This window comes from Cellulomonas sp. 73-92 (assembly GCF_001898175.1).
In the GTDB taxonomy this organism is placed as follows: Bacteria; Actinomycetota; Actinomycetes; order Actinomycetales; family Cellulomonadaceae; genus Cellulomonas.
Genome location: NZ_MKTH01000018.1, coordinates 127,542 through 151,360, shown reverse-complemented (window position 1 = coordinate 151,360; position 23,819 = coordinate 127,542). Strand labels below are relative to the sequence as shown.

Annotated in this window: 21 protein-coding genes; 12 read left to right on the top strand and 9 right to left on the bottom strand. The window is 73.3% G+C overall.

Going from position 1 to position 23,819, the window contains the following annotated elements; all coding sequences use genetic code 11:
• Positions 1-25: 25 nt before the first annotated feature.
• Positions 26-2,428, top strand: coding sequence for an HAD-IC family P-type ATPase (locus BGO37_RS13440; protein ID WP_291755627.1), 2,403 nt, complete (start codon positions 26-28; stop codon positions 2,426-2,428).
• On the opposite strand, the gene BGO37_RS13435 is transcribed toward BGO37_RS13440, so the two are convergent.
• The 3 genes from BGO37_RS13435 to BGO37_RS13425 form a co-directional block, all read right to left on the bottom strand.
• The gene (locus tag BGO37_RS13435; RefSeq protein WP_291755624.1) at positions 2,403-3,212 is read right to left on the bottom strand and encodes an oxaloacetate decarboxylase; all 810 of its coding nucleotides are present in this window, start codon (positions 3,210-3,212) and stop codon (positions 2,403-2,405) included. The two genes, BGO37_RS13440 and BGO37_RS13435, sit on opposite strands and share 26 nt — an antisense overlap.
• Before the next feature lie 162 nt (positions 3,213-3,374).
• Positions 3,375-4,214 carry an HAD family acid phosphatase gene (locus BGO37_RS13430; protein ID WP_291755622.1) on the bottom strand — a complete coding sequence of 280 codons (840 nt, stop codon included), beginning with the start codon at positions 4,212-4,214 and terminating at the stop codon, positions 3,375-3,377.
• Between the two features lie 78 nt (positions 4,215-4,292).
• Complete coding sequence (locus BGO37_RS13425; protein ID WP_291755621.1) at positions 4,293-4,964, bottom strand: cation transporter; 672 nt, start codon at positions 4,962-4,964, stop codon at positions 4,293-4,295.
• 95 nt (positions 4,965-5,059) lie between these two features.
• Here BGO37_RS13425 and BGO37_RS13420 point away from each other — a divergent pair, with 95 nt between their 5' ends.
• The 10 genes from BGO37_RS13420 (at position 5,060) to BGO37_RS13375 (ending at position 15,096) form a co-directional block, all read left to right on the top strand.
• Positions 5,060-5,566: an ASCH domain-containing protein gene (locus BGO37_RS13420; RefSeq protein ID WP_291755619.1), complete on the top strand. Its 507-nt coding sequence runs from the start codon at positions 5,060-5,062 to the stop codon at positions 5,564-5,566.
• A 38-nt stretch (positions 5,567-5,604) separates the two neighbouring features.
• Positions 5,605-6,480, top strand: a complete 876-nt coding sequence (locus BGO37_RS13415; protein ID WP_291755618.1) for an LLM class F420-dependent oxidoreductase — start codon at positions 5,605-5,607, stop codon at positions 6,478-6,480.
• Positions 6,481-6,635: 155 nt separating this feature from the next.
• Positions 6,636-7,289, top strand: a complete 654-nt coding sequence (locus BGO37_RS13410; RefSeq protein WP_291755617.1) for an alpha/beta fold hydrolase — start codon at positions 6,636-6,638, stop codon at positions 7,287-7,289.
• A gap of 228 nt (positions 7,290-7,517) precedes the next feature.
• A complete protein-coding gene (locus tag BGO37_RS13405; RefSeq protein ID WP_291755616.1) occupies positions 7,518-10,355 on the top strand; it encodes a hypothetical protein in 2,838 nt (945 codons plus the stop codon).
• A gap of 23 nt (positions 10,356-10,378) precedes the next feature.
• The gene (locus BGO37_RS13400; protein ID WP_291755615.1) at positions 10,379-11,458 is read left to right on the top strand and encodes a hypothetical protein; all 1,080 of its coding nucleotides are present in this window, start codon (positions 10,379-10,381) and stop codon (positions 11,456-11,458) included.
• A gap of 85 nt (positions 11,459-11,543) precedes the next feature.
• Positions 11,544-12,047, top strand: coding sequence for an FBP domain-containing protein (locus tag BGO37_RS13395; protein WP_291755614.1), 504 nt, complete (start codon positions 11,544-11,546; stop codon positions 12,045-12,047).
• Positions 12,048-12,080: 33 nt separating this feature from the next.
• Positions 12,081-13,031, top strand: coding sequence for a DMT family transporter (locus tag BGO37_RS13390; protein ID WP_291755613.1), 951 nt, complete (start codon positions 12,081-12,083; stop codon positions 13,029-13,031).
• A 78-nt stretch (positions 13,032-13,109) separates the two neighbouring features.
• Positions 13,110-13,451: a YciI family protein gene (locus BGO37_RS13385; RefSeq protein WP_291755612.1), complete on the top strand. Its 342-nt coding sequence runs from the start codon at positions 13,110-13,112 to the stop codon at positions 13,449-13,451.
• A 1-nt stretch (position 13,452) separates the two neighbouring features.
• Positions 13,453-13,803 (top strand): YciI family protein, encoded by a 351-nt coding sequence (locus BGO37_RS13380; RefSeq protein WP_291755611.1) that lies wholly within the window; start codon positions 13,453-13,455, stop codon positions 13,801-13,803.
• On the top strand, positions 13,804-15,096 hold the full coding sequence (locus BGO37_RS13375; RefSeq protein ID WP_291755610.1) for a sigma-70 family RNA polymerase sigma factor: 1,293 nt from the start codon (positions 13,804-13,806) through the stop codon (positions 15,094-15,096).
• Here BGO37_RS13375 and BGO37_RS13370 read toward each other — a convergent pair.
• From BGO37_RS13370 to BGO37_RS13345, 6 genes are all read right to left on the bottom strand, one after another.
• Positions 15,033-15,974, bottom strand: coding sequence for an ABC transporter permease (locus BGO37_RS13370; protein ID WP_291755609.1), 942 nt, complete (start codon positions 15,972-15,974; stop codon positions 15,033-15,035). The two genes, BGO37_RS13375 and BGO37_RS13370, sit on opposite strands and share 64 nt — an antisense overlap.
• Complete coding sequence (locus BGO37_RS13365; protein WP_291755608.1) at positions 15,961-16,890, bottom strand: ATP-binding cassette domain-containing protein; 930 nt, start codon at positions 16,888-16,890, stop codon at positions 15,961-15,963. Before BGO37_RS13365 ends, BGO37_RS13370 begins: the two co-directional genes overlap by 14 nt.
• A complete protein-coding gene (locus BGO37_RS13360) occupies positions 16,887-18,125 on the bottom strand; it encodes a hypothetical protein (RefSeq protein WP_291755607.1) in 1,239 nt (412 codons plus the stop codon). The genes BGO37_RS13365 and BGO37_RS13360 overlap by 4 nt, the downstream gene beginning before the upstream one ends.
• 87 nt (positions 18,126-18,212) lie before the next feature.
• A complete protein-coding gene (locus tag BGO37_RS13355; RefSeq protein ID WP_291755606.1) occupies positions 18,213-18,764 on the bottom strand; it encodes a hypothetical protein in 552 nt (183 codons plus the stop codon).
• A gap of 70 nt (positions 18,765-18,834) precedes the next feature.
• Entirely contained in the window at positions 18,835-20,985 is a 2,151-nt protein-coding gene (locus tag BGO37_RS13350) for an alkaline phosphatase family protein (protein WP_291755605.1), read from the bottom strand.
• A gap of 226 nt (positions 20,986-21,211) precedes the next feature.
• The gene (locus tag BGO37_RS13345) at positions 21,212-22,687 is read right to left on the bottom strand and encodes an MFS transporter (RefSeq protein WP_291755604.1); all 1,476 of its coding nucleotides are present in this window, start codon (positions 22,685-22,687) and stop codon (positions 21,212-21,214) included.
• A gap of 106 nt (positions 22,688-22,793) precedes the next feature.
• On the opposite strand from BGO37_RS13345, the gene BGO37_RS13340 reads away from it, so the two are divergent.
• The gene (locus BGO37_RS13340) at positions 22,794-23,441 is read left to right on the top strand and encodes a TetR/AcrR family transcriptional regulator (RefSeq protein ID WP_291755603.1); all 648 of its coding nucleotides are present in this window, start codon (positions 22,794-22,796) and stop codon (positions 23,439-23,441) included.
• Positions 23,442-23,819: the final 378 nt, after the last annotated feature.

The window sequence follows — 23,819 nt, the reverse complement described above, 5'->3', positions numbered from 1 at the left end:
CCCACCGGGGGAGGACGACGGCGCGATGGTGACGGACGAGGTCGTGGCGGCGCGCGGGCTGACCTCCGCGCAGGTCGCGGAGCGGGTGGCCGCCGGCCGCGTGAACGACATGCCGGTGCGCGCGAGCCGCAGCGTCTGGGAGATCGTCCGGGCCAACGTCTTCACGCGGATCAACGCGATCCTGGCCGTGCTCTTCGCGATCGTCATGTCGACGGGCTACTTCTTGGACGGCCTGTTCGGCGGGATGATCGTCGCCAACTCCGTGGTCGGGATGATCCAGGAGCTGCGGGCGAAGCGGACCCTGGACCGGCTGACGATCGTCGGGCAGGCCCGGCCCCGGGTGCGCCGCGACGGCGCCGTCGTCGAGCTGACGCCCGGCGAGGTGGTGGCCGACGACGTCATCGAGGTCGGCGCCGGCGACCAGCTCATCGTCGACGGCGAGGTCGTCGACGCCCAGGGGCTCGAGGTCGACGAGTCGCTGCTCACCGGCGAGGCGGACGCGCTGCACAAGCAGCCGGGCGACCCGGTGATGTCCGGCAGCTTCGTCGTCGCCGGGAACGGTGCCTACCGCGCGACGAAGGTGGGCCGCGAGGCGTACGCCGCCCGGCTGGCCGACGAGGCGAGCCGCTTCACGCTCGTGAAGTCCGACCTGCGCAACGGCATCAACCGGATCCTCACCCTCATCACGTGGCTGCTGGTGCCGGCCGGGGTGCTGTCGATCTACAACCAGCTCTCGGGGTCCCAGCCGCTGTCCGAGGCGCTGCGCGGGATGGTGGCCGCCCTGGTCCCGATGGTGCCCGAGGGTCTGGTGCTCATGACGTCGATCGCGTTCGCCGTCGGCGTGGTCCGCCTCGGCCGGCGGCAGTGCCTGGTCAACGAGCTGCCCGCGATCGAGGGCCTGGCCCGGGTCGACGTCGTCTGCGCCGACAAGACCGGCACGCTCACCGAGAACGCGATGCGGCTGGGGGAGGTGCGCCCGCTCGGCGGGGTCGCGGCCGGCCTGCCCGGGACGGCGCTGGCGGCGCTGGCCGCGGCCGACCCCCGGCCGAACGCCAGCCTCCAGGCGATCGCGGAGGCCTTCCCGGACGACCCGGGCTGGCCGGTCACGTCGACGGCGGCGTTCTCCTCGGCGCGCAAGTGGAGCGGCGCCGAGTTCGACGGGCAGGGGCGCTGGGTGCTCGGCGCGCCGGACGTGCTGCTGCCCGCGGACGACGAGCGGCGCGGCGAGGCCGAGGCGCTGGCCGCCCGCGGGCTGCGGGTGCTGCTCCTCGGCCGCGCCGAGCGGCCGCTGGACGGGCCGGACGCCCCCGGCGCGGTTGACCCCGTCGCGCTGGTCGTGCTCGACCAGAAGGTGCGGCCGGACGCCCGCGACACGCTCGACTACTTCGCCGCGCAGCGCGTCGCGGTCAAGGTGATCAGCGGCGACAGCGCCACCTCCGTGGGCGCGGTCGCCGCGTCGCTCGGGCTGCCCGGGGCGGCCGAGCCGGTCGACGCGCGCACGCTGCCCGACGAGCAGGCGGCCCTCGCCGGCGAGCTCGAGCGCTCCACGATCTTCGGCCGCGTGACGCCGGACCAGAAGCGCGCGATGGTCGGGGCCCTGCAGTCGGCGGGCCACACCGTGGCGATGACGGGCGACGGCGTCAACGACGTGCTGGCCCTCAAGGACGCCGACATCGGCGTGGCCATGGGCGCGGGCAGCCCCGCGACCCGTGCCGTGGCGCAGATCGTGCTGCTCGACAACAAGTTCGCCACGCTGCCCTACGTCGTCGCCGAGGGGCGGCGGGTGATCGGCAACATCGAGCGCGTCTCGACGCTGTTCCTCACCAAGACCGTCTACTCGGTGCTGCTGGCCCTCATGGTCGGCATCCCCGGGCTCATCGGGTTCGACGCGCTGCCGTACCCGTTCTACCCGCGGCACGTGACCATCACCGGGTGGTTCACCATCGGCGTGCCGGCCTTCGTCCTGTCGCTGGCGCCGAACAACGAACGCGCCCGGCCGGGGTTCGTCGCCCGCGTCATGCGCACCGCGATCCCCGCCGGCGTCATCGTCGCGGTGGCGTGCCTGGTCTCCTACGTGCTGACGTACCCGGGGGCGGGGGCCGACCAGGTCGCCCGGACGCAGGCCAGCACGGCGGCGCTGATCACGCTGACCGCGATCGCGCTGTGGGTGCTGGCGCTCGTCGCGCGGCCGTTCGCGCCGTGGAAGGTCGCGCTCGTCGTCGTCATGGCGGCGGCGTCGGCGCTGATGTTCGTCCTGCCGCTCACCCAGCGGCTGTTCCTGCTCGATCCCGGCAACGGCCACCACCTGGTGGTCGCCGCGGTGTGCGCCGCGGCCGGCATCGTCCTGGTGGAGATCGCCTGGTACCTCAGCGGCCGCTCGCTGAGGCCTCGCCGGCCCGCGCTCAGCGAGGCTCGAGCAGGGCGTTGAGGTCCGGCAGGCCGGCGAGCTGGGAGAACGTGCCGTCGTCGGCGATCTCGTGCGCCGCGGCGAGGAAGCCGCGCCAGGCGGTCTTGGCGAGCTGGCCGCCGACGCTGATCCGCCGCACGCCGACGGCCGCGGCCTGGGCCACGGTGGCGAAGGGGCTGTTGATCAGCAGGTTCACGGGCTTGGGGGCCACCGCGGCGACGATCTCGGCCGCCTGGTCGATCGACGTGAGGAAGGGTGCGTACAGGCAGTCGGCCCCGGCCTGCGCGTAGGCGGCGAGGCGACGCACGGTCTCGTCCAGGTCCGGGAGGCCCCAGACGAACCCCTCCGAGCGGGCGGTCAGCACGACTCCGGTGCCGCTCTCGTCGATCGCGGCCCGGGCGGCCCGCACGCGGTCGACGGCCAGGTCCAGCCCGAGCAGCGGCTCGGCGGGGTCGCCGGAGTAGTCCTCGATCGACAGCCCGGCGACCCCGGTGCGCACGGCCCAGCCGACGTGCACGGCGACCTCGTCGGACGCCGTGGCGTAGCCGCCCTGGAAGTCGGCGTTGAGGGGCACGTCGACCGCGGCGGCCATGACGCGCAGGTGCTCGAGGGTGGTCTCGAGGTCCACCGTGTTGTCGGGCTGGCCGATGCTCCAGGCGAAGCCCGCGCTCGTCGTCGCGAGGGCCTTGAAACCCATGCCCGCGAGCGCCCGCGCGCTGCCGACGTCCCAGGGGTTCGGCATGACGAAGCACCCGGACTCGTGCAGCCGGCGGAACTCGGTGATGCGGTCGGCGCTGGCGATCATGTCCCCACCTCGGGTCGTGGCGCGGCAACGGTCGCGCCCATCTTCGGCCGTGCCGCCGAGGACGGCGACCGGTCGTCGGGCTGCCTGGACGAGCGTGCGAGGCGCATACGAGGCGAGGCCCGCCCCGTCGCCACCGCGCCGGGGCGGGCCTCGTCGTTCGCCTTACGGCAGGTAGTAGTTCGGGTTCGGCATCTTGAAGGTGCGGTCCGCGAACCCGCCGGTCAGGTCGCTGTACTGGTCGCCGAAGCTGGCGACGATGTCGTACCCCAGCGACTCGATGTACGCCCGGGTGGCCGACTTGTAGTGGATCGTCGTGCACGCGCCGTTCGGGTCGTTGGCGCACGCGGCCTTGAGGTAGTCGGGGTAGTTGGCGACGGCCGGCTTGGTGAACAGGCCGCTGCTGCCGTCGGGCAGCGTCGTCGGGGCGGGGTAGCCGGCGTCGACGCCGATCCCGTCCGCGCCGAGGTTGCCGAGCGTCGCGGCCGCCTGCGTCACCGGCCTGCCGGTGATCCAGAAGATCGCGTAGCCCTCGTGCGCGGCCTGGGTGACCATGTCGACCATGCCGGGGGTCGCGGGGAACAGCTGGCCGTTGACGTAGGTCGCGTTCGTCGTCGGGTTGTACGCCCAGTTGCTCACGAGCTCGTAGTTCCAGGTGGTGAGCGTGGTGTCGTCGACGTCGAGGACGATCGCCTTCTTCTGGTGGCCGGTCGGCTCCTTGGCCTTGAGCCAGCGCGCTCCCTCGTGCGCGACCTTCGTGGCCTCCTTGGCGTAGTTGCCGTTGGCGGCGAACGTGCCGGTCCCCAGCGGGTCGCCGTAGTAGTTGCGGATCTGCTGGCGAAGCACGTCCAGGTTCGTCACCTGGTCGGCGCTCTTCGGCGTCCATGTGTGGATGGCCGGCTGGGCGGTCGCGGCGTAGGCGACGCCCCCGCCGACCACGGTGGCCGCGACGATGGCCGCCACGATGGTGGAGCGGCGGGACCAGCGGTGTGCACGGAGGTTCATCTCACGCATCTCCTTGGAGAGGTACTTGCTGGACGTCGCCAAGGTAGGTGCTGAGGGCAGGCCCCGCGCGTCGAGGCGTCAGGCCTCGGCGTCGAGCACGCCGAGGTGCTCCTCCGAGGCCTCCTGCCACACCTCGCGCGCCGCTCCGGCGTTGAGGAGGCCGATGGCGATGCCGACGACGATGTCCGGCCAACCCGAGCGCAGCGGGATCGAGAGCAGGCCTGCGGCGAGGATGCCGAGGTTGGCGAAGGAGTCGTTGCGCGCCGCGAGCCAGGCACCGCGGGCCAGGCTGCCGGGATGGTTCCGGTGCCGCACGAGGATCAGCGCGCACACGATGTTGACCACCAGCGCCCCGACGGCCGTGACCGACAGGGGCGCGAAGTCCGGCGGCACCGGGTCGAGGATCTTCACCACGGCTGCGACGAGGGCCGCGACCGCCGGCACGAGGATGACCAGGGCCAGCCCGCGGCCGACGAGCGCGCGGGCGCGCGGCGCCCAGGCGGCGGCGACGAACACGAGCAGGTTGATCGCGGCGTCCTCGAGGAAGTCGACGCCGTCGGCGAAGAGCGACACCGAGCCGATGAGCAGCGCGACGACGAACTCGACGACGAAGTAGGCGAGGTTCAGGAGCGCGACGATCAGCACGGCGCGCCGGAAGGGCGCGACGGCCGGAGCCGTCGCCGGGGGCGCGGCGGGCCGGTCGGACGCGCGGGTCGCGTCGGGCTCGTCGGACAGGTCGTGGCCGGGCACGGCACGACGATACGGCGCGCCGGAGGCGGTCCTCCTCGCGAGCGGCCGCCCGCTGGGCGCACACCAGGCGGACACCGCCGGGCAGGATGGGCGCCGTGACCGACGACGAGGCCGCCAAGGCGATCGACGACTTCTGGCAGCTGGTCCGGGGGCGTGCACGGCTGTCCACCCTCGGCGGTGTGCTGGGTGAGACCCCGGCCGCGACGGTGCCGCCGCCGGCGTGGGCCTTCGGCGACAGCCCCGAGCTGGCCGACGAGCTGCTCGCGCTCGTGCTCTCGGGTGCGAAGACCGCCACCGCGGACCTCGCGCGCAGCTACGAGGCGGCCGGCGAGCCCATCCCGCGGGTCGGGGACCTGTCGATCGTCCTGGACGGCGCGGGCGCTCCGCGCGCGCTGCTCCGCACGACGAGGGTCGACATCGTGCCGTTCGCGGCCGTCACCGCCGAGCACGCGCGGCTCGAGGGCGAGGGTGACCGAACGCTGGCGACGTGGCGTGCCGATCACGAGCGCTACTTCCGCCGGACCGTGCCCGACGGGTTCGTCTTCTCCGAGGAGTCGCCGGTGGTGTGCGAGCGGTTCAAGGTCCTGTACCCGAAGCCCTGACGTTCGGCGGGACGGCCGTCCGCTGCCAGGATGCGGACGTGCGCATCGGAGCCATCTACCCCCACACCGAGTTCCCGGCCGACCCCGCCGCGATCCGCGACTATGCACGGGCGGCCGAGGCCCTGGGCTACGCGCACGTCGGGGCCGACGACCACGTCATCGGGCCCAACCCGGACCGGCCGGGCGGCTGGACCGAGTGGGTGACGAACGCGACGCCGTTCGTCGAGCCGTTCGTCCTGTTCTCCTTCATGGCCGGCGCCACCTCGGGCCTGGAGTTCGCCACCTGCGTGCTGCTGCTGCCGCAGCGGCAGACGGTGCTCGTCGCCAAGCAGGCCGCCGGGCTGGACCAGCTGAGCGGCGGGCGGCTGCGGCTGGGTCTCGGCGTCGGCTGGAACCACATCGAGTACCAGTCGCTGGGGGAGGACTTCGCCACGCGGGGCCGGCGGCTCGACGAGCAGATCGAGGTGCTGCGCGCGCTGTGGACGGGTCCGTCGGTCGCGTTCGAGGGCACGTGGCACTCGATCCCGGACGCCGGCATCTGCCCGCCGCCGGTGCAGCGACCGATCCCCTTGTGGTTCGGCGGCCACGCCCCGGTGGCCATCCGCCGCGCCGCCCGCGTGGGCGACGGCTGGATGCCGCTGTTCCTCACGCCGGCCGCGGCCGCGCCGGCCCTGGCTGTGCTCGACGAGGCGCTCGCGGAGAACGGCCGCGACCGCTCGTCGTTCGGCCTCGAGGCCCGCATCCCCTACGGCCGCGGGGACGCCGACGAGTGGCGCGCGCTGCTCGACGGCTGGCGCGCGGTGGGCGCGACGCACGCGTCGCTCGTCGCCACCGACAGCGGCCTGACAACCCCGGCCGAGCACCTCGCCGCCCTGGAGCGATTCGCCGAGGCGGGGATCCCCGCCAAGGGGTGAGCGCGACATCGCGGATCGTCCCGGGTGCCAGCGGCCGCGTGACTTGTCTCGCGCAATTGGAGATGAATGGCCGGCCGGGAGCTGATGTGGGTGGCCCGTGCGAGGTTGTTCGTGTGGAAACGGTTCTCGTCCCGCCCCTGCTGTGCTCTGCGCGGGTGTACGCGTCGGTCCTGGACACGGCGTGGTCGCACGGCGCGGTCACCGTGGCCGACACGCTTCATGACGACACGGTCGCGGGGATGGCGGAGCGCATCCTGCGGGACGCGCCGGCTCGGTTCGCGTTGCTCGGCACGAGCATGGGCGGCTACGTCGCGCTCGAGGTCGCCCGGCAGGCGCCCGGGCGGGTGGCCGGGCTCGCGCTGGTCAGCACGTCCGCCCGGGCGGATTCCAACGAGCAGCTCGCAGCCCGCCGCAAGCAGTCCCAGCTCGTGGAGCAGGGCCACTTCGACGAGCTCGTCGATGCCGCCTTCCGCGGCGTGGTCGCCGAGCGGAACGAGTCGGACCCCGGGCTCCTCCAGGCCTGGCGGAGCATGGCCGCAACGGTGGGACCGGACCGATTCCTCCGGCAGCAGACCGCGACGATGGGCCGCTCCGACTCGCTCGACATCCTCGCCGGCGTCGCCTGCCCGACGTTCGTTGTCCACGGGGCCGAGGACCGCCTGATTCCCGTGGCCGCGGGGGAGGAGATCGCCGCGGCCGTCCCGGGCGCCACGCTGCGACTCATCGCGGAGGCCGGCCACTTTCTGCTCCTGGAACGGCCGGCCGAGGCGGCGGCCGTCGTCGACGAGTTCCTCCGCGCCGTGTGGTGACCTGCGCGACGCGCCCTCGACGCACGCCCCTGGTCGGGGGTGAGCGGTCCGGCTGGTGCCGGGCCGGGTGAAGTCCGCCGACGTCGTCACTGGTCAGCGCACCGGGTGAGCCAGCGGATCGGCGAGCCCGCGGCGGGCGTATCTGACCACCGGCGCCGGGCTCCTCCACGGCAACCCAGATGCGCCGGCGCAGCCGGCCGCATCGCGCCGTTCCTGGAGGTGGCTCCGATGGACGAGCTGTTCCGATTCCTCATGCTCCGGCCGGCCGACCTGCCCGCGCCGGGCGACGTCCAGGTGCTCGCGCCGGACAAGATCGACGTCGGCGCCACGAAGGCCGTCGCGCGTAGGCAGGCCGTGGAGCTGCTGCGGGGCGGGCCGCCGGTGGCGAAGGTCGAGGACCTCGCCCACGGCGCGATGGCCGTCGCGGTGCACGCCGCCCTCGCGCAGGGGCCGCGGCCGCTGGCCGACGTGCGCGCGCTCGTCGGGACGTTCGAGAGCGGCACGTTGGCCAAGCTCGTCGGCGGTGCCGGCTTCCAGGCCGACGAGCTGCACCTGGCCGACACGCTGGTGGCCACGAAGCTGGTGTCCGACTCGGCGCAGACCGACGCGCGCGGACTGGCCGCGGTCGCCCAGGGCTACGACGCCGTCCGGAGGGCCGCCGGCGGGGCCGACCCGGTGGCCCTGCGCCCGCTGCAGATGCCGGAGTTCGCCACCGACGCCAAGGGCGCGGACCTGCCCGACCGTCGGCTCGTGCAGGCGCCCGGTGCGCAGGGACCCGCCGCGCCGCCACCGCCCGCCCCGACCCCGCCGGGCGAGCAGCTGGCCGCCCAGATCGACGCCGCGATCGCGGCCCTGGGTGCGGTGCGCGCGGGCGACTTCCACACGGCGCCGGCCGAGGGCGTCACCTTGACGCCGGCCGTCGACAGCCTGGCCGGCCGGGTGGCCGACCTCGAGCGCCAGCTCGGCGAACCACCGGCGGGCACCGTGCGCGGCGCCACCCAGGTGGGCACGCCGTGGCGGCTGGCCGCCGACCGGATCGCCCAGCTGCCGGACGGCGTGCGGGCGACCCTCGGGACCCTCGGCATCGACCCGGCGACCACCGCGCTGCCCGAGGTGATGCTCGCGCTGAACGACGCCAAGACCGAGGCGCTGCTGCCCGTCGAGGCGGCCAAGGCGCTGAACGCCGCGATCATCGCGCAGGTCGGCAGCGTGTTCGCGCCGGCCGGCCAGGCGGGCGACTACGTCGGCAGCCCCGCGACGGGCATGCCGTCGGGCCACGGCAGCATCCGTCCCGTCGGGGTCGGCGACCTGCTCATGGTCAAGCAGCACGTGCTGCGCTACGAGGGCGGCGAGCTCGCCCACGTGGAGAACGTGCTGAAGTCGGAGCACCTGGAGCGCCGCACGCGCCACCTCGAGCGCACCGAGACCAGCGTCCTCACCGAGACGGAGACGACGAAGGAGGACGAGCGGGACACGCAGTCGACCGACCGCTTCTCGCTGGCGCGCGAGACCAGCAGCACCATCAAGGACGACACGCAGTTCAAGGCGGGCGTCTCGGTCGACGCGAAGTACGGCCCGTTCGTCGAGGTCAAGGCCAACGCGGACTTCGCGACGAACAGCTCGAGCGAGGAGTCGACGAAGCAGTCGGCCGAGTTCAGCAAGGACGTCGTCGCCCGCTCGGTCAGCAAGGTCGTCGAGCGCGTCCTGGAACGGCGCACCACGACGACGCTGACGGAGTTCGAGGAGACCTACAGCCACGGCTTCGACAACACGGCCGGCGCGGGCAACATCAGCGGCGTCTACCAGTGGGTCGACAAGGTGCTGCAGGCGCAGGTCTACAACTACGGCAAGCGGATGCTCTTCGACGTCACGGTGCCCGAGCCGGGGACGGCGTTCATCGTCGCCCAGCAGGTCACCACGGAGGAGGGCCAGCAGCTCGTCAAGCCGGCGCCGTTCACCTTGAGCGCCGACCAGATCACCGAGTCGAACTACGCGCTCTGGGGCGCCAAGTACGACGTCACGGGCCTCGAGGCGCCGCCGCCGCCCTACAAGACCGTGACCAAGTCGTTCGACGGCGTCATGCCGGAGGACCCGCACGAGTCGTCGAAGTCCGAGGAGCTGGCGATCGACGACGGCTACCAGGCCAAGTACGCGCTGATCCAGTGCGCGTGGGAGGCCTACGACAAGGCGTACTGGGCGCTGGTCATCGGCAGCAACTACAACGACATGCTCGGCTCGGTCGGCTACGTCGACATGAGCGGCGAGGTCGGGTCGGTCGGCTTCTCGTCGATCACCTTCCAGGTGCGTGACTTCGCCGCGACCGTCGAGGTGTTCTGCGAGCGGACGACGCGCGCCTTCAAGGCGTGGCAGCTCAAGGCGCACGACGCGATCACGCAGGGCTACCAGGCGAAGCTGCAGGACTACGAGAACAAGCTGGCCGAGGCCGCCGCCGCCACCGGCGTCGTCATCAGCGGGCGCAACCCGATGTGGAACCAGCGCATCACGACGACCGAGCTGCGCAAGCAGTGCCTGACGCTGCTGACCGCGCAGCAGTTCGACGCCTTCGGCGCGCTCGAGGTCTCGTCGCAGGGCTACCCGCAGCCGAACCTCGCCCGCGCCGACGCGCAGATGCCGTACGTGCGCTTCTTCGAGCAGGCCTTCGAGTGGGAGCACCTCGTCTACTTCTTCTACCCGTACTTCTGGGGCTGGAAGCCGGCGTGGCAGCACCGGATGCTGCTCGACGACGTGGACCCCGACTTCGCGGACTTCCTGCGGGCGGGTGCCGGGCGGGTCGTCTTCCCCGTCCGCCCCGGCTTCGAGGCCGCGGTGGTCCACTACCTGGAGACCGGCGAGATCTGGAACGGCGGGCCGCCGCCGGACATCAGCAGCTCCATGTACGTCCCGATCGTCAAGGAGATCCAGGAGGCGCAGGGCGCCCCCGGCGACGAGGTCGCGCAGGGCGACCCGTGGCTGGTGCGGCTGCCGACCACCCTGGTCAAGCTGCGGCCCGACGACGCGCTGCCGGAGTGGCAGAAGGTCGGCGAGGACTGGCAGCCGGCCAACTGACGCCGCGGCGGAGGTGAGTCCCCGTGAAGCAGATCCTGCTGGTGGCCGGGGTCGACTACGAGTTCAGCGGAGTCGACTTCCGGTCGCTGGCCGACAACCGTCGCAAGCTCCTGGACCGCAAGAACACCAAGCACGACGACCTGCGGTTCATCACCATGGACGTCCGCGCCGGCCAGGTGGAGGTGCGGGAGATCACGTTCCCCGGCGGCAAGCGCACCGAGAGCGTCACGACGACGACGCCGTTCACGGCGGTGGACCGCACGAGCTACACCACGGCCGGCGGCCACACCCGGTTCAAGCCGGGGCAGTACACCGTCATGTCCATCACCGACGTCTACGCGAAGGTCCGCGACATCGGCGCCACCGACCCGGGGTCGCTGGTGGAGCTCAGCATCTTCAGCCACGGCTGGATGGGCGGCCCGATCCTGGTGAACAGCACCGACGACCGGCAGATCGAGATCACCGTGCCGGTGCCGGGCGGTACACCGATCGTCGTGACGGTGCCGGTGAACGGCACGTTGCGCGATCCCGACGACAAGGACGCCCGGCCTCGGCTCGACTTCATCGCGCCCACGATGGACGCGGCGGCGCTCAAGCAGTTCAAGGACGCCTTCGCCTCCGACGGCTTCGCGTGGCTGTGGGGCTGCGCGTTCCCGCGGGTGATCCACCACACGCTGTGGGCGATGGAGGGCTCCAAGGCGTACAAGAGCTCCGGCGTCGGGGACGACACGGTGCTGGACATGCCGGCGGTGACCGCCGAGGACGTGGACTTCCTCGAGCAGATCCTGGCGCCGAAGCTCGGTGCCTTCCCCTCCCGGACGTCGATCTCCGTGAAGTTCAAGTACCTCAAGTGGGCGTTCTGCGTGGCCAACCAGGCCTGCTACGCCTTCGCCCTGGCGACGGCGGCCGGCGTGGACGTCCGTGCCGCCGCGCTCGGCACCTACGCGGAGTACGACACCGCCGGCGACCGGTTGATGAACGTGTACTCCGGCTTCACGGCGCACTTCACGTTCTACAAGAACTACCTCGGGTTCACGTTCGACCCCGAGGGTCGCCGCTACGCCGTGTACAAGGCCGCCGGCCTCAGCTGCCCGTCACCGTGACGGGTGCCCCGGGAAATCGCAGGCACGCCGCGACGGTCGACACGTAGCATCGCCGGGCCCCCGACGCCGCCTCCGAGAGACAGCCATGCGCCCGCTCACCGAGAAGCAGATCCGCGCCTCCTTCGTCAACGCCTCCAGGCGCGAGGCCGCCGATGCGACACTGCCGGACCTCGACGCCGTGGCGTGGGACCGCCTCGACTACCTCGGCTGGCGCGACCGCAAGGCCCCGCTGGCGGCCTACGTCGTGGTCGAGCTGGACGACGAGCCCGTGGGCGTCCTGCTGCGCGCCACCGACAAGGGCGGCCGGCGGAAGAAGGCCGTGTGCCAGTGGTGCGCGGACATCGTCGTGACCGACGACGTCACGCTCTACGTCGCCCGACGAGGCGGCGCCTCGGGCAAGGCCGGCAACACCATCGGCACGCTCATCTGCACCGACTTCCGCTGCAGCCAGAACGTGCGCCGCCCGCCGACGCGCTCCGAGGTGGGCGACGACGCCGAGGCGATGCGCGAGCTCATCGTCGAGCGCCGCATCGCCGAGCTGCGCGAGCGGTCCGCCAGGTTCGTCGAGGAGGTCCGCAGCACCCGCTGAGGCCCGGGTCGTCGGCGCCGGTAGTGTCCAGGCGTGACGACGAGCGAGGCGCAGCGGACCCTGGTGATCCCTGCGGTCCTCGTGGCGGCCCTCGGCGGCGCCCTCATCGCCGCGCAGGGGCGGTTCAACGGCGACCTGACGACCGCCGGGGCGGGCGCGCTCGTCGCCACGTGGACCAGCTACGTCGGCACGTTCCTCACGACGGCGATCGTCATCGTCCTGCAGGGGCGCACCCGCCGCACCGCGCACGTCCTCGCGCACGAGGCGCAGTGGTGGTGGTACGCGGTCGGCCTGTGCGGCGTGCCGATCGTCGTCATGTTCGCGCTCGGCATCCCCGTGGTGGGCGTCGCGATCGCGTCGGTGTGCTCCGTCGCCGGCCAGACGCTGGCCGGGCTGGGCCTCGACGCGCGTGGTGTGGGCGTGCCGGCGCCGCTGCGGCTGTCCGGCCGCCGTCTCGCCGCCGCGACGGTCGCCGTGGCCGGCCTCGTGGTCGCCGTCGGGTCGGCGCCGACGACGAGCCTGGGCAAGGTCGTCGGCCTCGGGGTCGCGATGTTCGTCAGCGGCGCGATCCTCGCCGGCCAGCAGGCCGGCAACGGCCGCGTCAACCTCGTCACCGGCGACCCGGTGCTGCCCGTGCTGACCTCGTCGGGCGGCGGCACGGTGGGCATCAGCGCCCTGGTCGCGGTCGTGTGGGCGACGGGCCACCTCGGCACGGTCCAGTGGCCGGGGCCCGGGCAGTGGTGGCTGTACCTCGGCGGTCCGCTCGGGGCGGCGATCACCGGCTGCGCCGCGTGGGCGATCCGGCACCTCGGCACGTTCGCGCTGACCCTCGGCGTCGTCGTCGGGCAGATGGCCACGGCGGTGCTCGTGGACCTGGCCACGGGCGTCGGCGGGCGGTGGACCACCTACCTCGCGGTGGCGATGATCACCGGCGCGACCGTGCTCGTGGTGCTCCCGCGCCGCCTCGTGGCCGTCGCCCGCTGAAGCCGCCGCCGGCGGTTGTCGGATTCGGGATGCCCTCGTTCGTCGTGCCTGCGTACGGTGCGACAGAAGGAGGACGCCGTGGAGCATGTGATGTTCGTCATCAACAACGCGCCCGAGCAGGACACCCCGGCCCGGCCGGAGCGGGACGCGCTCAAGGAGTGGCTCGACGAGGTGGCGCCGGTGCGCCGCTACGGGGCGCGGCTGCGGCCGCCCGCGGACTCGACCGTGGTGCGGGTGCGCGGCGGCGACGTGGTCGTCACCAGCGGCCCGTTCGCCGAGGCCGACGAGTGGATCGGCGGGTTCGACGTGCTGGACGTGCCGGACATCGACCAGGCTGTCGAGCTGGCCGCCCACCATCCCGGGGCCGAGGGCGGCCGGGTCGAGGTCCGGGCCTCGTGGCCCTTCGACGAGGAGGCCTGACATGCAGTTCGTCTCGATCGTGCACGAGGACCCGACCGCCGAGCCGTACGACCCGGCGGAGGACCACATCGCGGAGTGGGTCCGCGAAGGCATCGAGCGCGGGTTCAACGTCCGCGGCGACCGGCTGCGGCCCGTGGCCGAGACGAAGACCGTGCGGAGGGTCGGTGGCGGCACGCTCGTGACGGACGGGCCGTTCGCCGAGGTCACCGAGCTGATCGCCGGCTACGACGTGCTGGAGTGCGCCGACCTCGACGAGGCGATCGACTACGTGTCGCGCCACCCGATGGCGCGCTTCGGGGCGATCGAGCTCCGGCCCGTGTGGCCGCTCGACCTGCAGGCCGACGAGCGGTAGATGGCCGAGCCCACCGATCTCGTCGCGGTGCGTGCCGCCCTGGAGCGCGCGCACCGCGACGAGTGGGCGGTCGTGTTCGGCACGATGGTGCGGCTGACGGGGGACTGGTCGCTGGCCGAGGACTGCGCCCAGGACGCGTTCGTCCTCGCGCTGCGCGCGTGGCAGCGCGACGGCCTGCCGCGCAACCCCGGGGCGTGGCTCGTCACCGCGGCCCGCAACCGCGCGATCGACGTGCTGCGCCGCCGGCGCACCGAGCAGTCCCGGGTCGAGGAGGCCGGGCGCCTCGTGGTGCCGGAGACCGCGGAGGACGACGAGCGGCTGCGGCTGGTGTTCACCTGCTGCCACCCGGCACTGCCGATGGAGGGCCGGATCGCCCTGACGCTGCGCGCGGTGATGGGGCTGACCACCGCCGAGATCGCCCGCCTGTTCCTCGTCAGCGAGGCGACGGTGTCGCAGCGGATCCTGCGCGCGAAGCAGAAGATCGCCCACGCCGGCATCCCGTACCGCGTGCCGCCGCCGGGGCTGCGCGAGGAGCGGCTGGGCGGCGTGCTGGCGGTGGTGTACCTCGTGTTCACCGAGGCCTACGCGCCGTCCAACGGCGCGGTGGTGCGCGACGATCTCGCGGGCGAGGCGATCCGGCTGGCCCGCCTGCTGGTCGCCGAGCACCCCGCGGACGCGGAGGCGCGCGGGCTGCTGGCGCTGCTCCTGCTGCAGTGGTCGCGCCGGGCCGCCCGGTTCGACGAGCACTGGGACACGGTGCTGCTCGAGGACCAGGACCGGTCGGCGTGGGACCGTGCCGCGATCGAGGAGGGGCAGGCGCTGGCGCGCTCGGCGCTGAGTGAGGGCGACGGCTGGTACGCGCTGCAGGCGGCGCTCGCCGCGCAGCACGCACGCGCGGCGACGGCGGCCGACACCGACTGGGCGATGGTGGTGCACCTCTACGACCGGCTGCTGGCCGTGCGCCCCTCGCCCGTGGTCCGGCTCAACCGGGCGGTCGCGATGGCGATGCGCGACGGGCCGGAGGCCGGGCTGGCGGCGCTCGACGACCTGGGCCGGCCGAAGGAGCTGGACGGGTCGCACCTGCTCAGCGCGGTACGCGGCGAGCTGCTGCGGCGGGCCGGTCGGCGCGACGAGGCGCTGCGCGCGACGCGGGCCGCGCGCGAGCTCGTCCGCTCACCGGCGGAGGCGCGGCTGCTCGACCGGCGGATCTCGGAGCTGGCCGGGACGGCTCAGCCGGAGACGTCCTTGTCCGCGAACCGCGCCCAGGCGGCGAGCAGGAAGACGACGACGTAGGCGAGGTCGGTCAGGAGGCCGAGCCGCATCGTCGGCCAGTAGATGGGGTCGCGCAGCATGTCGGCGAGCGCCACCTGCTTGTCGACGAGCAGCCACGGGTGCAGCCAGCCGAGCTGGGGGATGGAGTCGAGGATCCACATCGTGGTGCTGATGAGGGCGACCGCCACGGTCGCGCCCAGCGGCTGCTCGGTCAGCGTCGACACGAACAACCCGAGCGCCGACAGGGCCGCGAGGAACGCGGTGACGTAGAGCACGACGAGCAGCAGCCGCCACAGGGCGACGGGCAGCGCGAGGGTGGTGCCCGAGAGCGTGGCGACGGGGTGCAGCCCGAACAGCGCGCCGCCCGCGACGAGCCCCGCGACGGCGACGACGAGCACGCCGAGGAACGAGCCGAGGACGAGCGCGACGTACTTCGTCGCGAGCAGGCGGGTGCGGGGCACGGGCACGACGAGCAGGCCGCGCAGCGTGCCGATCTGCGCCTCGCCGGCGACGGCGTCGCCGGACAGCATGGCGATCGCCAGGGGCAGGAACAGGCCGATCTCGACGACGAGGGCGGCGAGCGCCACGAAGAAGCCGTTGCCGACGATCGACGCGAGGAAGCTCTCGCCCTGGTGCTGGTTGCTCGGGTCGGCGATCTTCACGGCGATCGCCATGACGATCGGGATGGCGGCCAGCACGCCCAGGCCCGCCTGGTTGCGCCGCCGGCTCAGCATGAGGCGCATCTCCGAGCGCAGCAGGCGCAGCCACGCGGCGACGGCGGGCTGGGCCACGGCGGCGGGTGCGGGCGCGGCGAGCGCGGCGCCCTGCAGGTCCGAGGCCGCCTCGTCGGGCGCGGAGATCGCGGTCGCCGGGAGGCCGACGGGTTCAGCGGCCGGCATCGAAGCCCTCCCCGGTCAGCTCGATGAACAGGTCCTCGAGGCGGGCGCGGTTGACGACGAGCTCGCGCACCGCGACGCCCGCCCCGACGAGGGCGGCGACCACGTCCTCGGACGCCACGTCGCCCAGCACCGCGGTGACCGACTGGTCGGCGGTCGCCACGTCGGACAGGCCCATCCGCTCCATGACGCCGGCGGCGGCCGCGACGTCCGGTGTCGCCAGCCGCACCGTCGCCTGCCGCGACGCGCGCAGCTCGTCGGCCCGCCCCTGCGCGACGAGCGTGCCGGTGCGCATGACGCCGAGGTGCGTGCAGATCTGCTCGACCTCCGACAGCAGGTGGCTGGAGACGAGGATCGTCACGCCCTCGGCGCCGAGGGAGGCGATGAGCTGGCGCACCTCGCGGGTGCCCTGCGGGTCGAGGCCGTTCGTCGGCTCGTCGAGCACGAGCATCTCGCGGGGCATCAGGAGCGCCGCGGCGATCCCGAGCCGCTGCCGCATCCCGAGGGAGTAGGCGCGGTAGCGCTTGGCGGCCGCGTGCAGCAGGCCGACCCGGTCGAGGGCGGCGTCGATGCGGCGGCGCGCGGTCCGCGGGTCGGCGAACCGGTCGGCGGCGTCGAGCCGCTCGAGGTTGGCGCGCCCCGACAGGTAGGGGTGGAACGCCGGGCCCTCGACGAGGGCCCCCACGCGGGGGAGCACCTCGCCGAGGTCACCCGGCATCGGCCGGCCGAGGAGCGTGACCGTGCCCGCCGTGGGCCGGATCAGGCCGAGCGCCATCCGGATCGTCGTCGTCTTGCCCGAGCCGTTGGGCCCGAGGAAGCCGTAGACGGCCCCGGCTGGGACGTCGAGGTCGATCCCGTCGACCGCGGTCTGCGCCCCGAAGCGCTTGGTCAGCCCCGCCGTGGCGAGGGCCGGCGTCACTGCCCGGTTCCGGCGTGGGCCAGGGCGCTCTCCAGCGTCTCCACGGGCACCGCGCCGATCGCGACCCGGCCGTCGGTGGTGACGATGGCGGAGAACAGCGTCCCGGTCAGGGCGTGCCCGCTGCCCCAGCTGCCGCTGACGGCCGGGAGCATCCCGAGCGCGCCGGCGCCCTTGCCGTTGGCCGTGCCCTCGGACAACCCGGCGACGGGCGACCCGGCCGGCAGGTGCGCGACGACCACGGTGGCCCAGCCCGTGCCGGTGACGGCGACGTCGGGCTTGGTGCCGGTGGTGCCGGAGGGCTTCTCAGGCGTGCCCGTGGGCGCCGTCCACTGCTGCACCGTGGTGCCGGCCGGCGGCGTGAACGTGAAGGTGTCGGCGGACGGCGCGGTGAAGCTGACGTCGGTGAAGCCCACGGAGACGGCCGGGGCGCTGAGCTGCGTCGAGTAGACGTCGGTCTTCAGCGGCACGTACGTGGTGGAGTCGATGGCCACGACGATGCGGGACACGAGCGTGCCCTTGTCCTTCGGCGTGGCGACCAGCTGGTAGGCGGGGTGCCCGGCGACCCTGGTCGTCGCGCCGACGGAGACGTCGGTGCTGGTACCGGCCGCGGCGAGGAGCTGCTGCGCCGCCTGCTGCGGCGTGCTGGGCAGCTGGCCGAGGACCTTCTGGAGCTGCTGCTGCTCGGCGGGCGTCAGCTGCTTGGCCTTGTCGGCCGCCGACGTCGCGGGGAGCGTCGCGTGCAGCGCCTGCTTGCCGGCGCTCTGCCACAGCCACAGGTCGGTGCCGTTGCGGATCACGTCCGACTCGCCGCCGTCGGTGATGATCGCGACGCGCGAGCGCTGCGGGCCGTCGGCCCAGACGCGCAGCGTGTGGCTGCCGGTCAGGAGCGTGGTGAGGCCGGTGAGGGCGGGTGACGCGCTGGACGAGCCGGCCGCGAGCGACGCGGCGCCACCCGGCACCACGCCGGTGCCGCTCACGGCGCCGCTGATCCCGGGGATCTGCGGGAGCCCGAGGTTCGCGGTGACCTTGGCGGTCCCGGACAGGCTCTGCGTCGTGGTCGACATCGTGTCGGTCAGCAGCTGCTCGGCGGTGACCGCCGGCAGGACGGGATGGTCGTCGGCGCGCGCCGCGGCGGTGGTCGCGACCGCGACGGCGGCGGCGACGGCGACGGCCGCGGTGGGGGCGACCCATCGCAGCGCGGGGTGACGCTTGATCAATCCGGTGACCCTAGCCATACGTCGATGGTGCGCCCTTTGCCTGTGATGTGCATCGGCCCTCGGGACCCTGTTCGAAGCCTCCACATCCGCCCGTGGGTGGAGGGCTCAGTCCGTCTCGGCGACGTAGTCCCACGCGGCGGCGGTGCCCGTGCCGTCCGGCGCGTAGCGCAGCATGCCCTCCCCGGCGGGCACGGTGGCGACGAGCTCGAGCGTGGCCGTGGCGCCGGGTTCGACGGTGGCCGGGAGGGGCTGCCCGGCCACCGGTGCCAGGTCGTGCACCGCGCCGGTGTGGTCGAGGACGTCGAAGTGCGCGGCGCCCAGCGCGACGGGCGCGCTCGCGTCGCGCAGCACCACCGTGAAGGTGCACGCCACCTGCGTCGCGTTGAGCGGCGTCCCGGCCGGGTAGGACGGGCCCTGGACGTCGACCGTCAGGGTCGCGCCGGCCACGTCCACCACGACGGGGCTGCCCGCGAACGACAGCGCCGGGTCGGTGGCGCTGCCGTGGGCGGCGCCCGCTGCGGTCGGCGAGGGGAGGAAGGAGGGCCACGCGCCGATGCCCGCCGGGGACGCGGCGGGGGACGGGGTGGCCGACGAGCAGCCGGCGAGCGCTGTCGCGACGGCCAGGAGCAGCACGGCGGCGGCGGTGCGGCGATTCATGGTGTCAGGTCCGATCGTCGTGCGGCGGTGGCGCCGCCGGGCCGGAGCCGGGCGGCGCCACCGGTCGCGCTCAGTGCTTCGGGCTCGCGTTGGTGAACACGTCCGGGCCGAACGGGCGCAGCCCCGCCTGGGCGGCGAAGCCCAGGTGACCCAGCCCGTCGAGGCCGCCCGAGACGGTGCCGGCGGCCAGCGGCGCGGTGGCCGTGCCCTCGGACACCTGGAAGATGTCCTCCATGGTCCGCAGCCACGAGTAGTGGTTGTAGCTCGTGGTGGACACGGTGCCGGGCTTGATGAGCGGCGAGATGAGCACCGAGCCGGTGATGCCGCCGCCGGGCGTGGCGTCCTGGGCGTCGAACGTCGCCACCGGCGTCTGGCCGGCGGCCAGGTGCCCCGGCACGCCCGTGGCGGAGAGCGTCACGCCGGTCACGGGACCGGTCGTCGTCAGCTGCCTGCCCTTGGCGTCGACCAGCGTGAACGACGAGACCGTCACCGGCTGGTTGGCGGCCGGGACCAGCACCGGGCCGGAGTTGATCACCGAGCCGATGTGGGCGCCCGCCGGGATGCCGGCGCCCGAGACCGCCCGGCCGGTGTCCGTCGCGGTGACCGGGCCGACGATCGTCGTGCTGTCGGCCGTGGCGCTCGCCGTGATCGTCTTGGCGCCCGAGTAGCCGTAGCCGGCGCCGCTGGCCTTCTCGCCGGAGACGCAGTTGGAGGCGTCGGCGTTCACCAGCGCGGTGTCCTGCTCGCACGACGGCGGCCGGGTGATGAAGGCGTTGTTGCCGGGACCCGGGTACAGCTGGTTGCCGAACGCGTCGGTGGCCAGCGTCGAGTTCGGGCCGGTCGGCTCCCAGGTGACGTTATTTCCGTCGATGTTCTGGCCCGCCAGGTCGGCCTTGACGTAGTCCTTGGCGAGGGGGCCGGGCGCCGGGAACTGGTGGGCCGGGGAGGGCCGGGACGCGGCCGCGACGTCCCTCGACGTCGGCGAGGTGTACCGGTACAGCTCGTTCTTCGAGGCGGCCTTGGCCACGCTCGTGGCGTCGGTGGCGTTGTTGAACGACATGTTCGTGAAGGGCGGGTTCGCCTCGTCGAAGGTGATGTCGATGAGCCCGCCGTCCTTGAAGGCGGCCGACCGCTCGATGAGCGGGATGTAGTACTGCAGGAACAGGTCGGAGGCGTAGAGGCCGCCGGTGTGGTTCGTCGGCGTCGTCGCCCGCGGGTCGTCGGTGCCGTGGTAGCCGGCGGCCGTGTAGTCCGGCTGCCCGTTGGCGAGGAACGCCCCGGAGAGGTTGTTGCCGACGCAGGTGGCGTCGTGCGCGTCGGAGCAGTTGTTCGGCGTGATCCACGAGAACGCCGGGACCTGGTCGGCCGGCTTCTGCAGGTCGGCGACCAGGCCGTTCGCCCCGTCGTCGAGGTTGGCGATGTGCGCGGCGTCGGTGTCGGCCGGGTTGTCGAGGATCGCGTGGAACCACGGGAACGGGAAGTGCTTGGCGACGTACTGGTCGTTCGCCTGCGCGCCCGTCAGCGACGTGACGCCCGGCTGGAACGGCGCCTTCATGCTCGTCGGGTTCGTCGTCGGGTTGTTGGCCGCGGTGCCGGGGCCACCCGCCGTCGCGTCCTCACGCCCGGGCTGGTTGTGCAGGTCCTGCGCGTAGCCCTTCCAGCTGACCTTGGCGGCGTCGAGCTGGTTGAACAGCGTGGGGACGTCGGAGGGGTAGACGCAGCCGTTCTGGCCGTCGGCGGCGTTGGCGCCGGCGGGGGAGAACACCTGGCCGAAGTTGTCGGTGCGTCCGAACGTCGCGCCGGTGTGCGTGGTGACGATGTTCGCGTTCGAGCCCAGGTTCCTGGCGGACACGTCGCAGTCGGACTGCAGGTCGAGCGAGGCCGACTGGCCCGACACCATCGACGTGTAGTTGTCCTGGGAGTAGTGGCCGGTGCCGTAGTAGTCCTGCAGCAGCGCGCCCTGGGACGGGAGGGTCTTCCAGAGGTAGCTGTTCTGGTTCAGCCCGGTGAACGTCGCGTCGTACGACTTGTTCTCCAGGATGATCAGCCACACGTGCTTGACCTGGCCGGGCTGGAGCCCGGTCGTGGTGATCGTCGTCTCCGGGCGGGAGTCGCCGTGGGAGGCGGCGAAGGCGCCGCTCGGCGCGGCGATGAGGCCCGCCGTGGCGAGGCCGGCTGCGGCAACGGTGGTGAGCCCCACCAGGCGTCTGCGGATCTGCATGGCAGCGGTCTATGCGGGCAGGCTGAACGCCCCGTCCTGGCCGCGTGAACGCTGTCCGACCGCACCGCCAACTCTGGGTGGCGGCGCACCGTCCCGGACGCCGAGGACCGCCCGCGACGCCGAGCACGGCAGCCGGCGCCGAGGACGGCAGGTGGGACTGCCGTGCTCGGACCAGCTGCCGTGCTCGTGGGTCCGTCCGGGTTCGTCGTGCCCGGGGAGGAACGGGCTAGACCGGCTCGGGGACCGATGCCGGCACCGGGGCCGCGACCCGCTGGGCGATGGTGGCCGACCGGCGTCGGAAGACGAGCGCCGTGACGAGCGCGCCCACCAGGAAGATCGACCCGGACCACGCGAAGGCGGTGGTGTAGGCCGTCAGGGAGCCGTGGAGCAGCACGTCGGGCGACGGTGGCCGGCTCGTCGCGTGCGTGGTGACGTACCGGGTGGCCGCGGTGGTCGCCAGGGTGTTCAGCACCGCGGTGCCGATCGCGCCGCCGACCTGCTGGGCCGTCGACACGACCGCGGACGCGACGCCGGCGTGGTCCTGGCGGACGCCGAGCGTGGCGGTCTGGATCGCCGCCGGCATCGCGAGGCCCATGCCGATGCCCATGACGGCCAGGCCGGGCAGCAGGTCCGCCGCGTAGGTGCTGCCGACGCCGATCCGGGCGAGGGAGAGGATGCCGAGGCCGGCGAGGGCAAGCCCGATCGGCACCATGACCTTGGGGCCGAGCCGGGGGAGCAGCACGTTCGTCGACAGCTGCGCGAAGCCGGCCAGGAGCACGATCTGCGGCAGGAACGCCAGGCCGGTCTGCCACGGCGAGTAGTGCAGCTGCGTCTGCATGTAGTACGTGCCGAAGAGGAAGGCGCCGAACATGCCCGCCCCGGCGATGAGGATGCCGAGGAAGGCCGCGCCCCGGTTGCGGTCGAGGATCACGGGGAGCGGGAGCAGCGCGTCGTGACCGGCCACCAGCTGGCGCACGACGAAGAGCGAGAGCAGCACGCCCGAGGCGACCAGCGGGCCCCAGGTCTGCAGCGAGCTCCAGCCCGCGGGTTCGGCCCGGCTGAAGCCGAAGACGAGGGCGAACAGGCCGGCTCCGGCGAGCACCGCGCCGACGATGTCGAGCTTCTGCTTCTCGCCGCGTGCGGAGTGCAGGAAGGTCATGGCGCCGATCACCGCGAGGATCGCGAAGAACAGGTTGATGTAGAGCGTCCAGCGCCAGTTGAAGTGCTCGGTGAGGAAGCCGCCGAGGAGCAGGCCGATGGCGCCGCCGGCCCCGGCGAGGCCACCGAAGACGCCGAAGGCCCGCGAGCGCTCGCGCGGCTCGGTGAAGGTCGTGGTCAGCACGGACAGGGCAGCGGGGGCGAGCACCGCGCCGAAGGCGCCCTGCAGCGCCCGGGCGCCGACGAGCCAGTCGAAGCTCTGCGCCGCGCCGCCGAGGGCGGAGGCCCCGGCGAAGCCGACGAGGCCGATGATGAAGGTGGTGCGCCGGCCGATGAGGTCGGACAGCCGCCCGCCGAGCAGCAGCAGGCTGCCGAAGGCGAGGGCGTAGGCGGTGACGATCCACTGCCGGTCGTTGTCCGAGAAACCGAGATCGTGCTGGGCGGAAGGCATGGCGATGTTCACGATGGTGGCGTCGAGGACCACCATCAGCTGCGCGAGCGCGACGGTGGCAAGGATCCACCAGCGGCGAGGTTCTTGGGGCATGCGGGTTACGCTAATCGGAACCGGCAGGTTCTGGAACCCGATAGTTCCGTAACTTTGTTCGCCCGACGCGAAAGGATCCGGGGAATACCGGAGGAGGTTGACCACGATGACGACGCCGACGATGGAGCCGCGACGTCTCGGCAGGCCGCGCGACATGACGCGCGACGCGGAGATCCTGCAGGCCGCCCGCGACGAGCTGGCCGAGCGGGGCTACGAGCGCATGACGGTGGCGGCCGTGGCCGCCCGCGCCGGCGCCGGCAAGGCCACCGTGTACCGGCGGTGGGCATCGAAGGCCGAGCTGGTCCTCGACGCCGCGATGTGCACCGCCGACACCGCGCTGACGATCGACCGGGTGCCGGACACGGGGTCGCTGGCCGGCGACCTCGCGGCGCTGCGGGCCCTCAAGCACCACGACGAGGGGGTGTGGCAGGCGCTCGCCGGGCTCGTCTCCGAGCTGCCGCACGCCCCCGAGCTCGCGTCGGTCGTGCACGAGCGCATGGTCCGGCCCCGCGTGGGCCTGGTCCGGGCCCTGCTCGAACGGGCCGCCGCGCGGGGAGAGGTGCGGCCCGGCCTCGACCTCGACCTCGTCGCCAGCGTGCCCTCGGCGATGATCTCCTACCGGCTGCTCGTCTCGGGCGAGCCGCTGGACTCCGACTTCCTCGTCAAGGTGTCCGACGAGATCTTCGTGCCCCTGGCGACGGGCCGGCCGGCAGGCGACCGGGTCTCGACGAAGACGCCGGTCGCCGTCGGGTGATGTCTCTCAGCGGCGGGAAATCTCGCCGCTGACCTGGACAAACGTTGCCTGTTGGGCGTAGACTCGAACACATGTTCGCACTGGCCTTGCTCGACGAGGGCAGCGTCGTGGTGCCCGACGAGCCACGGGCGGACGAGTGGGCGCGGCTGTTCGATCCGCTCGGTGATGCGTGGTGGGACCCGGCCGACCCCGGTGACGAACCCGGCATCGAGGTGGCCCCGGAGCTGGAGGCGCTGCTGTCCGGGGCGCCCGATGTCGAGGGTGACCGGCTGGCTCGGATGCCTGCCTCCGGGACGCCTGGTCCAGGGGTCCGCCCCGACGCCGCGGGCCTGGTGCCGGCGTGGTTGTCGGCGGAGTGCCTGGCGGCGATCGCTCCCT

Bases quoted from the DNA above. Each gene is read 5' to 3' on its own strand.
- BGO37_RS13345 (WP_291755604.1), bottom strand. From the start codon at position 22,687: ATGCCCCAAGAACCTCGCCGCTGGTGGATCCTTGCCACCGTCGCGCTC.
- BGO37_RS13435 (WP_291755624.1), bottom strand. From the start codon at position 3,212: ATGATCGCCAGCGCCGACCGCATCACCGAGTTCCGCCGGCTGCACGAG.
- BGO37_RS13355 (WP_291755606.1), bottom strand. From the start codon at position 18,764: ATGAATCGCCGCACCGCCGCCGCCGTGCTGCTCCTGGCCGTCGCGACA.
- BGO37_RS13360 (WP_291755607.1), bottom strand. From the start codon at position 18,125: ATGGCTAGGGTCACCGGATTGATCAAGCGTCACCCCGCGCTGCGATGG.
- BGO37_RS13405 (WP_291755616.1), top strand. From the start codon at position 7,518: ATGGACGAGCTGTTCCGATTCCTCATGCTCCGGCCGGCCGACCTGCCC.
- BGO37_RS13350 (WP_291755605.1), bottom strand. From the start codon at position 20,985: ATGCAGATCCGCAGACGCCTGGTGGGGCTCACCACCGTTGCCGCAGCC.
- BGO37_RS13375 (WP_291755610.1), top strand. From the start codon at position 13,804: ATGGCCGAGCCCACCGATCTCGTCGCGGTGCGTGCCGCCCTGGAGCGC.
- BGO37_RS13340 (WP_291755603.1), top strand. From the start codon at position 22,794: ATGACGACGCCGACGATGGAGCCGCGACGTCTCGGCAGGCCGCGCGAC.
- BGO37_RS13380 (WP_291755611.1), top strand. From the start codon at position 13,453: ATGCAGTTCGTCTCGATCGTGCACGAGGACCCGACCGCCGAGCCGTAC.
- BGO37_RS13440 (WP_291755627.1), top strand. From the start codon at position 26: ATGGTGACGGACGAGGTCGTGGCGGCGCGCGGGCTGACCTCCGCGCAG.
- BGO37_RS13430 (WP_291755622.1), bottom strand. From the start codon at position 4,214: ATGAACCTCCGTGCACACCGCTGGTCCCGCCGCTCCACCATCGTGGCG.
- BGO37_RS13370 (WP_291755609.1), bottom strand. From the start codon at position 15,974: ATGCCGGCCGCTGAACCCGTCGGCCTCCCGGCGACCGCGATCTCCGCG.
- BGO37_RS13395 (WP_291755614.1), top strand. From the start codon at position 11,544: ATGCGCCCGCTCACCGAGAAGCAGATCCGCGCCTCCTTCGTCAACGCC.